General features: G+C 32.9%; 9 protein-coding genes, 1 tRNA gene and 1 other annotated feature. Of the genes, 9 read left to right on the forward strand and 1 reads right to left on the reverse strand.

Features of this window, described 5'->3' with window-relative positions; all coding sequences use genetic code 11:
• The 3 genes from SPJ17_RS02410 to SPJ17_RS02420 all read left to right on the forward strand — a co-directional run.
• Positions 1-1,023: ATP-binding protein (locus SPJ17_RS02410; RefSeq protein WP_321092398.1), on the forward strand; the 1,023-nt coding region annotated here is incomplete at its 5' end.
• The gene (locus SPJ17_RS02415) at positions 1,016-1,816 is read left to right on the forward strand and encodes a hypothetical protein (protein WP_321092401.1); all 801 of its coding nucleotides are present in this window, start codon (positions 1,016-1,018) and stop codon (positions 1,814-1,816) included. The genes SPJ17_RS02410 and SPJ17_RS02415, both read left to right, overlap by 8 nt.
• Positions 1,817-1,818: 2 nt before the next feature.
• Complete coding sequence (locus SPJ17_RS02420; protein WP_321092403.1) at positions 1,819-2,154, forward strand: hypothetical protein; 336 nt, start codon at positions 1,819-1,821, stop codon at positions 2,152-2,154.
• Positions 2,155-2,246: 92 nt separating this feature from the next.
• On the opposite strand, the gene SPJ17_RS02425 is transcribed toward SPJ17_RS02420, so the two are convergent.
• A tRNA-Arg gene (locus SPJ17_RS02425) sits at positions 2,247-2,323 on the reverse strand.
• Positions 2,324-2,521: 198 nt separating this feature from the next.
• Between SPJ17_RS02425 and iorA the strand changes: the two genes are divergently transcribed.
• The 6 genes from iorA to SPJ17_RS02455 all read left to right on the forward strand — a co-directional run.
• Entirely contained in the window at positions 2,522-4,261 is a 1,740-nt protein-coding gene (iorA, locus tag SPJ17_RS02430; protein WP_321092405.1) for an indolepyruvate ferredoxin oxidoreductase subunit alpha, read from the forward strand.
• A 1-nt stretch (position 4,262) separates the two neighbouring features.
• Positions 4,263-4,826 carry an indolepyruvate oxidoreductase subunit beta gene (locus SPJ17_RS02435; RefSeq protein WP_321092408.1) on the forward strand — a complete coding sequence of 188 codons (564 nt, stop codon included), beginning with the start codon at positions 4,263-4,265 and terminating at the stop codon, positions 4,824-4,826.
• Between the two features lie 57 nt (positions 4,827-4,883).
• Positions 4,884-5,084, forward strand: a binding site (T-box leader).
• A gap of 42 nt (positions 5,085-5,126) precedes the next feature.
• A complete protein-coding gene (locus SPJ17_RS02440; protein ID WP_321092410.1) occupies positions 5,127-6,764 on the forward strand; it encodes a class I adenylate-forming enzyme family protein in 1,638 nt (545 codons plus the stop codon).
• Between the two features lie 11 nt (positions 6,765-6,775).
• Complete coding sequence (locus tag SPJ17_RS02445) at positions 6,776-8,365, forward strand: sodium:solute symporter (protein ID WP_321092413.1); 1,590 nt, start codon at positions 6,776-6,778, stop codon at positions 8,363-8,365.
• The gene (locus SPJ17_RS02450; RefSeq protein WP_321092415.1) at positions 8,362-9,210 is read left to right on the forward strand and encodes an amidohydrolase family protein; all 849 of its coding nucleotides are present in this window, start codon (positions 8,362-8,364) and stop codon (positions 9,208-9,210) included. The genes SPJ17_RS02445 and SPJ17_RS02450 overlap by 4 nt, the downstream gene beginning before the upstream one ends.
• Before the next feature lie 112 nt (positions 9,211-9,322).
• Positions 9,323-9,916, forward strand: a 594-nt coding sequence (locus SPJ17_RS02455) for a hypothetical protein (RefSeq protein WP_321092418.1), incomplete at its 3' end; no start/stop codon positions are given.

The raw sequence follows: 9,916 nt of genomic DNA on the forward strand, positions 1-9,916 counted from the left end.
ATTGCATTATATGGTCATAATGGTAGTGGTAAAACATCGATATTTAATGCTATTGCTAGCTTAATTAATTTTATGGTCGAGCCAGTTGAATTTTTAACTCCATTTGTAGTCAATAATTTTTTGTTTGAAGAATATAAAAAGAGCAAAGATGAGTCAAACATAATTGGTTCAATTGAACTTTTATTTTCGTTAGATGATGTAGATTTTGATTATTATATTGAAACATCAAGACTTGGTTATATATCAAAAGAATTCTTAAAAAAGCATGATGAAATTATTATTGAAAGAGATAGGCAAAGCTATTCATATAATAATAAACCATTTAGTTTTGATAATATGTCATTTTTGGTTCCAGCAATTAGAAAGTTAGCATCATCGGAAATTAATGATGAAACAATTCAAAAATGTTACTCATTTATAAGCTCATTTATTTTTGTTAATCTACCTTTTATAAATAGAGGAGCATTCGTCACATCAAAAATGTATAAAAATATGAGCATTAACGAATTATTAGTTAACTATTCAGAAGAAGTTAAAGAAATTTTGAAGAATTATAATGAATTTCCTATTTATAGTATAAAGAAAAAGAATTCATTAAATAGTAATAACAACCCAAATACCGGTTTCTCTTTAGTGATTGAAGGTGAAAACTTTAAAGGTGAGTTGCCATTTGAGATGATTTCTGCAGGTATGAGAAGCCAAAGTGTTCTTTTGTCAATTCTATTATCTATGCCTAAAAACGGTGTTTTGTTTGTGGATGAATTAGAACAAGCTCTTCATCCATCTGCAATAGCCTCATTTTTAAAAGTGATAAAAGAGAAAAAGATTCAATTAGTATTTTCTTCTCATAACACTTATATTCTTCAGTTGTTAAGACCAGATCAAGTATATTTTGCTAAATGGTATAATGGCTTTTCAAAATATGCTAGATTATCTAAAATCTATCCAAACATTAGAGAAATAAACAATATGGAGAAGATGTATTTATCTTCAGTATTCGATGAGAGTATAAAAAATGCCTAATAATTATTTACTAGTTGTTGAAGGAGCTAATGATGAAAAAAACATTTTACAAAGTGTTTTTGAAAAATATGGCTTCAATGTTATAAAATGTGAAGAGAAAATTTCTGCTGAATCTTATGGGGAATTTTATAAATATGAATTAAAATCAGATAATGATAATGTGGTAATCATTGAGGGGCCACGAAATCGTATACATGATTTTTTGATATCGTTTGATACGGAATATGAAACACTTGAAAAATTATTTCATTATCCTACATATCATTTTTCAGGAATATTTTTGATTTATGATGTTGATCATAATGATAGTGAAGATGTGGAAATAATGTTTGATAAATTTAATAATGAATCAGATGGTTTGCTATTACTCAATTCACCTTGCTTAGAAGTTTTAGCGGATACAAATGTAGATATAAAAAGGGAATTAAAATTTAATCATCTAAAAGAATATAAAAAAACATTAAATAAATATCATAATTTAAGCGGTAATGAAAATTCAGTAAGATATATAATAAATCATTTTAATGAAATAATGATACATTTCTTAGAAATGAATAAAAAAGAATTTAATGAAAACAATATTATGGAACATCCTAGATTAATTAAAAATAAGATTAATTTGGATAATGAAAGAGTAAATTATGAAAGCAAAGAAGATTCATATGTAATTTTTAGATATTTTACTACTGTATTATATGTTGCAATTGCTTATGCAAATAAATTAACTAATGAAATTGATAACTATGGAATTGTACATTCATTTTTTGAAAATAAGATGAATGAAAATCAATAGGCATGCCTTTAATCCTTAAGATGTATTATTTGCCATTCAAGGGATTAAAGACATTAATTGAAAAATTAATTCCTTCTTATGAATTAAGAAAAAGAAGAATTAACAAAGAACCACAAAGAAAGAACTATGGTACATATAAGCGTAACGATTATAATTCCGCCTACTATTTCTTAGGGTATGGTCTTGAATGGATCAGAATGGATGATTCCAAAACATCAATGATTTGTAAATACATAAATGGATTGACTTTCGATGCCCATTCGAATTATAAACAGCTTATGAATGAATGCATTTCAACTATACTTTCATTTAGAAAAACTTTTAAGAAATACTTATAGTAGATTTAGTTGGTAGGTGGAATAGAACCATAAAAGAACACAAAAAAACAGCCTTAGAACCATAAAATTCTGAGGCTGTTTTAACTTCTAAATGGCGTTCCCGATGCGATTCGAACGCACGACCTTTCGCTTAGGAGGCGAATGCTCTATCCTGCTGAGCTACGAGAACAAATAAAATTGAATCGATAAGATTATACAAAATATTTAACTTAAAAGCAAATCATATAGAATTATAAATTTTGTATGATTCTTTGATGTTTGTATATATCCTATACGAAAAAATGTTGAAATATAAAAAAACAGTTAATATTTCTATGGTAACATGATATAATATTTTTAAATTTTTGAAAATGATTTGAGGGATTATATGAAAAAACTATTAATCGGAAATGCCGCAGTTGCACGTGGTGCATATGAGGCAGGGGTAAGTGTTGTATCCTCTTATCCAGGAACTCCATCAACAGAAATCACTGAAAGTATGGTACAGTATAGTGAAGTACAAGTAGAGTGGGCACCTAATGAGAAGGTAGCAGCAGAGGTATCTATTGGTGCTTCTATGGCAGGTGCAAGAGCAATGTCTTGTATGAAGCATGTTGGTATGAATGTAATGGCAGATCCATTATTTACGGTATCCTACATTGGCGTAAATGGTGGTTTAGTATATTGCGTTGCAGATGACCCAGGAATGCACTCAAGCCAAAACGAGCAGGATTCTCGTCATTATGCAAAGGCATCTAAGGTTTTAATGGTTGAACCTAGTGATTCAAAGGAATGTAAGGAATATACAAAACTTGCATTTGAATTATCTGAAGAATATGATGTTCCGGTGTTAGTTCGTTTATCTACAAGAGTATCTCATTCTCAAGGTTTAGTAGAATTAGAAGATAGAGTTGATTATAAGCTTAAGGATTATGAAAAGAGTGTAGCTAAGAATGTAATGATGCCTGCAATGGCAATAAAGAGGCATGTTGTTGTAGAGGAAAGACAGGCTAAGCTTGTTGAATTTGCAAATAAAACCACACTAAATACTATAGAGAATAATGGTAAAAAAATTGGTGTAATTACTGCAGGTATTTCTTATATGTATTCTAAAGAGGCCTTAGGTAATGATGTGGATTATTTAAAATTAGGTATGGTATATCCTCTACCTACAGATCTAATTACAGATTTTGCTAAGAAGCATGATGTCGTATATATCATTGAGGAATTGGATCCATTTATTGAAGAGCATGTAAGAGCCTTAGGTGTTTGTAATGTAAAAGGCAAGAATGAATTTACATTACTAGGTGAATATACACCTGCAATGATAAAAAAGGTCGTACTTGGTATAGACCCAGTACCATATCATAAGCTTGAGGAAGCTATTCCAAATAGACCACCTGTAATGTGTGCAGGATGTCCTCATAGAGGCACATTCTATACATTAAAGAAGCTAGGCTTAACCGTTTCTGGAGATATTGGCTGCTACACCCTAGGTGCAACAAAGCCATTAGATAGTGTAGATTCCACAATTTGTATGGGTGCATCCGTATCTGCAGCCTTTGGTATGGCAAAGGCTCGTGGTAAGGAATTTGCTAAAAAATTAGTTTCTGTTATTGGGGACTCTACATTTATCCATTCTGGAATTACTGGTTTAATTGATATTGTATACAATAAGGGAATTAATACAGTAATTATATTAGATAACTCTATTACAGGCATGACTGGTCATCAGCAAAATCCTACAACAGGTAAAACCATTTATTTAGAAGAAACTGTACCAGTAAACTTAATTACTTTATCAGAGGCTGTTGGTGTTAAATCCATTCGAGTTTGTGACCCATTTGATGTAAAGGCATTTGAGGCTGTAGTTAAGGAAGAAATTGCAAAAGATGAGCCATCCGTTATTATTGCGCAAAGACCTTGTGCATTACTTAAGGGTGTAAAATATACAGGTTATTGCAAGATTACAGATCAATGTAAGAAGTGTAAGCAATGCTTAAAGCTTGGATGTCCTGCAATTTCCATGGCGGATGGTGTAGTTAAGATTGATGAGACACAGTGTAATGGTTGTGGACTTTGCATTAATGTATGTCCATTCCATGCAATTGTAAAGGAGGAAGCATAATATGAACATTATGATCGTTGGTGTTGGTGGTCAGGGTACATTACTTGCTTCAAGAATCATTGGTAATGTAGTTATTGAAATGGGTTATGATGTAAAGCTATCTGAGGTTCATGGTATGAGCCAAAGAGGTGGTTCTGTTGTAACCAATGTTAAATATAGCGATAAGGTATATTCTCCAATTGTAGATAAGGGAGAAGCCGATATTATTCTTGCATTTGAAATGCTAGAAGCATATAGAGCTCTACCTTATTTAAAGATAGGTGGACATATTATTGCAAATACCCAAGAAATTAATCCTATGCCAGTAAACAATGGTGCAGCAACCTATCCAAAGGATATCGATAAGAAATTATCTAAAGTAGCAAATACTACATTTGTAGATGCTGCAAGCTTAGCAAAGGAAGCTGGTAACATTAAAGCAGTTAATGTTGTATTACTTGGTGTTATGGCTAAGAAGATGGATATAGCCTATGATAAATGGATTGAGGTTATTAAATCTACAGTTCCAGCAAAATTATTAGATGTTAATCTAAAAGCTTTTGAGCTTGGCTATAATTCCAAATAAATTCATACTATAAATTGATTTTGAAATTAGCCTATGCTAAAATAGAAGAAATATTTTTAAATTGCGTTGATAAAGAAGAAGTAGTTATATTACGGATTATAAGAGAGATAGCGGCAGGTGTAAGCTATTATGAAGAATATGACGAATACATCTTTTGAGCCTCTAGCTTAAAAGGCTAGACGGGTGCGACCGTTATATCGTTAATGAGACTATGAATTAGTAAAATAAGGTGGTACCACGGTTATAATCGTCCTTTCTGATGGAAGGACGATTTTTTTAAATTTTAGGAGGGAAATGAAAATGACAATTATTGACTTTTTAGAAGACAATGCCAAAAAGTATGGTAATGAAGAATGCTTAGTTGAAATCAATCCTCAAAAAAAGCCTGAAAGCTATCGTACCTGGAGAGAATACAATTTAGTAGAGCCAGGAAGAGCAAAAGAGGTAAGAAGAAGTATTACTTGGCTTGAATTTGATGAGCTTGCGAATAAAACAGCAAATTTACTTTTAAGTAAGGGTATTAAGAAAAATGATAAGGTTGCAATTCTTTTAATGAACTGCTTAGAGTGGCTTCCTATTTATTTTGGAATATTAAAAACTGGAGCACTAGCAGTACCTATGAATTATAGATATACCACAGATGAGATTAAATATTGCTTAGATTTAGCCGATTGTAGCTGTTTAATCTTTGGTAATGAATTCATTGGAAGAGTTGAGCCTATTGCGGACCATACCCCAATGGTAAAAACATTAATTTATGTGGGTGATGGTAGTGTACCGTTTGCGGATACCTATTTAGAAATTATTGACTATTTTTCGCCAGTAAAGCATGAGGTATTATTGACAGGGGAGGATAATGCCGCAATTTATTTCTCTTCAGGTACTACAGGATTTCCTAAAGCGATTAGACACCTACATAAGGCCTTAGTGCACTCTGCAAGAGTAGAACAGAAGCATCACTTCCAATCACATGAGGATAATTTCTTATGTATTCCACCACTATATCATACAGGGGCTAAGATGCATTGGTTTGGTTCATTGATATCCGCTTCTAAGGCTGTTTTACTTAGAGGTATTAAACCGGAATGGATTTTAAATACTGTATCTGAGGAGCATTGTACAATTGTTTGGCTTTTAGTACCTTGGGCACAGGATATCTTAGATTCTATCGATAGAGGAGATATTAAGCTTAAGGATTATGATTTAAATCCGTGGAGGCTTATGCACATTGGTGCACAGCCTGTACCACCAAGCTTAATTCAAAGATGGATGAAGGTATTCCCTTCTCATCAATATGATACAAATTATGGATTATCGGAATCTATAGGACCTGGCTGTGTTCATCTTGGAGTTGAAAACTTAAGCCATGTTGGCGCAATTGGAATACCAGGGTATGGCTGGGAGGTTAAGATTATGGATGAAGAGAACCACGAGGTTTTAGCACCTGAGGAGGTTGGAGAGCTTTGTGTTAAGGGGGATGGTGTAATGGTAGAATATTATAAAAACCCCGAGGCTACAAAGGAATCCATTAAGGATGGTTGGCTATATACCGGTGATATGGCTAAGCGTGATAAGGATGGCTTCTATTATTTAGTGGATAGAAAGAAGGATGTCATCATCACAGGTGGAGAAAACATCTACCCTGTACAAATAGAGGATTTCCTAAGAAAGCACGAAAAAATTAAGGATTGTGCTGTCATTGGACTTCCTGATCAAAGGCTCGGTGAGGTTACCTTAGCTATTATTGAGCTTAAGGAAGGTGTTATGATGAGTGAGGATGAGGTAAATCAATTCTGTTTTGATTTACCAAGATACAAGCGTCCGAAAAAGATTATTTTCGCTAAGGTATTAAGAAATGCAACAGGAAAAATTGAAAAGCCAAAGCTAAGAGAAATTTATTCTAAGGTTCGCTTAGTAGAAGCAGAAACTACAAGCTAGGAGAATGAATTATGGATTTGGCGATTAAGATTATTTTTATAGTCATTTTCTTTCTAGTAACCCTATATATTGGCTATTATTGTAGAAGAAAGGCAAAAACAAGCCAAGACTTTGTACTTGGTGGTAGAAACGTTGGACCATGGCTTTCCGCATTTGCCTATGGAACATCTTACTTTAGTGCGGTAGTATTTATAGGATATGCAGGATCCTTCGGACTTGCCTTTGGTATTAGTGCATTTTGGATTGGTATAGGTAATGCACTCATTGGTTCTTTCTTAGCTTGGGCTGTATTAGGTAGAAAAACAAGAATTATGACCCAGCATTTAAATTCATCTACTATGCCGGATTTCTTTGGCAAAAGATTTAATTCTAAGCCGCTCAAAATAGCTGCATCGGTTATTGTATTTGTATTCTTAGTGCCTTATACTGCAGCACTTTATAATGGCTTATCCTATTTATTCCAAGTGTGCTTTAGTGATGCAGTACCTTACTGGGTTTGGGTACTCATTATTAGTGTTGCAACAGGTGCATATGTTATTGTTGGTGGATTAATGTCAACAGCAATTAATTCTGCCATTCAAGGTGTAATTATGCTCGTTGGTATTTCCTTAGTTATCGTTTTTGCGTTAAACCTTAATGGAGGCTTCATGGCCTCTATGGAGGCTTTAGCTTTAGAGGGTGGATGGGCCTTAACCTCTATGTTTGGCCCAGACCCTATACATTTACTTTATGTTGTTTTATTAACGTCCTTAGGATGCTGGGGACTTCCTCAAATGGTAGGTAAGTTCTATTCAATTAAAAATGAAGGCCAAATAAGAAAGGGCTCTATCATTTCTACGGTGTTTGCTATTATTGTTGCTGGTGGATGCTATTTCTTGGGCGGATTTGGTACTCTATTCTTTACAGGAAATGCCAAAACGGTAATTCCTGAAATTGTATCAAGATTAAATGTCGTTGTCATTGCGATTGTACTAGTATTAGTTTTAGCTGCATCGATGTCTACCTTATCTGGTTTGGTTCATACGAGTGCTGCAACCGTAACCTTCGATTTAATTGGTACAAAGAAGGAAGTATCTGAAATCACAAAAATGAAGCTTCTTAAAATATTTGTTGTCGTATTTATTTTAGTTTCTGCAGGCCTTGCGGCATTTATGGAATATGGCCCTAAGGAATTCACTAAGGATATTGCATCTCTTATGGGAATATCCTGGGGTGCAATTAGTGGTGCTTTCATTGGTCCATTCTTTTATGGATTATATTGGAAAAAGACAACTAAGGCATCCATTTGGGCATCCTTTATCTTGGGGGTTTTGATTGCAGTAGTATCCTTAATATTGTCCTTAACTGGTGTAAACTCGAAATTAATGTCAAATAATATCTTATGGTTTGATTTTGCCGATTCCATTTATATGGGTGTACTTGGTATGGCTGTATCCTTTATTATTGTACCTATTGTGTCAAGCTTTACGAAGAAGCCAGAAAATGTCGATCAAATCTTCATGTGCTATGAAAGACGAGTTATCGTACCTGAGGGTGAGGTATTAGTCGATACGAAGGATAAGGTATATGTAACTTGTGGTAAGGTAGATGAATTACAATGATAATAGATTTTCATACACATGCATTTCCAGATTCTATAGCTCCTAAGGCAATCCCTATATTAGAGGAAAAGGGTAATTTATGTGCATATACGGATGGTACAATTTCTGATTTAAGACGCAAAATGGAGGAGAATCATATTGATTATTCCTTGGTTTTACCTGTTGCGACAAGCGCAAAACAGGTAAAAAGTATTAATTCCTTTGCAATAGAGGTAAATAAAAAATATAAGGAAACCCATATTTTATCCTTTGGAGGATTACATCCAGATTATATAGATTATGAAGAAGAAATCATTCGTCTTAAGGATGAAGGTATAAAAGGAATTAAGCTTCATCCGCCATATCAGGATACCTATATCGATGATGTGAAATATATAAATATTATCGATAAGGCCTTTGAATTTGGCTTAATTGTTATTCTACATGCCGGAATTGACATTGGAATTAAAGGAGACCCTAAGATTACTCCAGATAGAATTTTAAATATGATGAATGGATTACATCATAAGGGTAAGCTCGTTTTAGCTCACATGGGCTCTTGGGGGCTATGGGATCAAGTTTATTCTAAGCTATTAGGTAAGGATCTTTATATCGATACTGCATTTAGCTTAGGATATTGCAATCAAAAGGGAAAAAGAATACCATTATTATCTAAAGAGGATTTCAAAAGATTCGTTTTAAAGCATGGTGCAGATAAAATATTATTTGCCACAGATTGCCCATGGGCAATTGGTGCACCTTATATTGAATTCATAAAGGAATCTGGAATAAATAAGGAAGATATAGATAAGATTTTAGGTAAAAACGCATATCACTTACTTGAAATAGAAGACTGTAAAAATTAACTTTTTTTCAGTTTTTTTTATAATCGCGAAAATTTTTTTGAGATTTTGACTATTTATTATATGAAAGGCAAAAAAAGCTAATCAAAAAATAAATAGAAAAGAGGATTAAAAAATGACAGAAAGATTAGAGGCCATCGGTCTAACCGATTATTATTTCAAGGAGTTAATTAAAAGAAAGAAGAATTATTTAACTCTATTACTCAATGGGATTTGTAACTTAGATTTAAAGGAATCCGATATTACATTAACCGATACGGGAGAAAGAGATTTATGTACCTTAAAAACAGTGAATTATGATATTAAGGTGGATAAGCTTAATTTAATGATTGAACTAGAGATTGAATGTGGCAATGTTTCAAATGAAAAAAATGAAGAGGATGTTTCAATGGGACTTTATCAGTTATCTATTTTACATTCAAGATTCTATAAATATAGAAAGGAAAAATCAAAGGTTATTTTCATTTGTAATCATGATATCGAAGGGGATGATTACATTCAAAAAATTGGCTATAAGAATTTTTCGACAAGTGCTTTCTTTGATAATATGGAATTATATTTAGTCTCCCTTAAAAAAATTCCTGAAGATAGTAAAATGGAATTAGATAGAGCGTTAAAATTATTATCTACAAAGGATATTGGAAAATATTTAGAGGATAATTCTTTAATCATAAGGGAAGCGGCAGAAATGTTAAGCGATTATGATAAG

It is taken from the genome of Anaeroplasma sp. (genome assembly GCF_034179385.1).
Classification (GTDB): Bacteria; Bacillota_I; Bacilli_A; order Acholeplasmatales; family Anaeroplasmataceae; genus Anaeroplasma.

Coding starts and splice junctions, on each gene's coding strand:
- SPJ17_RS02445 (WP_321092413.1), top strand. CDS start 6,776: ATGGATTTGGCGATTAAGATTATTTTTATAGTCATTTTCTTTCTAGTA.
- SPJ17_RS02435 (WP_321092408.1), top strand. CDS start 4,263: ATGAACATTATGATCGTTGGTGTTGGTGGTCAGGGTACATTACTTGCT.
- iorA (WP_321092405.1), top strand. CDS start 2,522: ATGAAAAAACTATTAATCGGAAATGCCGCAGTTGCACGTGGTGCATAT.
- SPJ17_RS02420 (WP_321092403.1), top strand. CDS start 1,819: ATGCCTTTAATCCTTAAGATGTATTATTTGCCATTCAAGGGATTAAAG.
- SPJ17_RS02440 (WP_321092410.1), top strand. CDS start 5,127: ATGACAATTATTGACTTTTTAGAAGACAATGCCAAAAAGTATGGTAAT.
- SPJ17_RS02450 (WP_321092415.1), top strand. CDS start 8,362: ATGATAATAGATTTTCATACACATGCATTTCCAGATTCTATAGCTCCT.
- SPJ17_RS02415 (WP_321092401.1), top strand. CDS start 1,016: ATGCCTAATAATTATTTACTAGTTGTTGAAGGAGCTAATGATGAAAAA.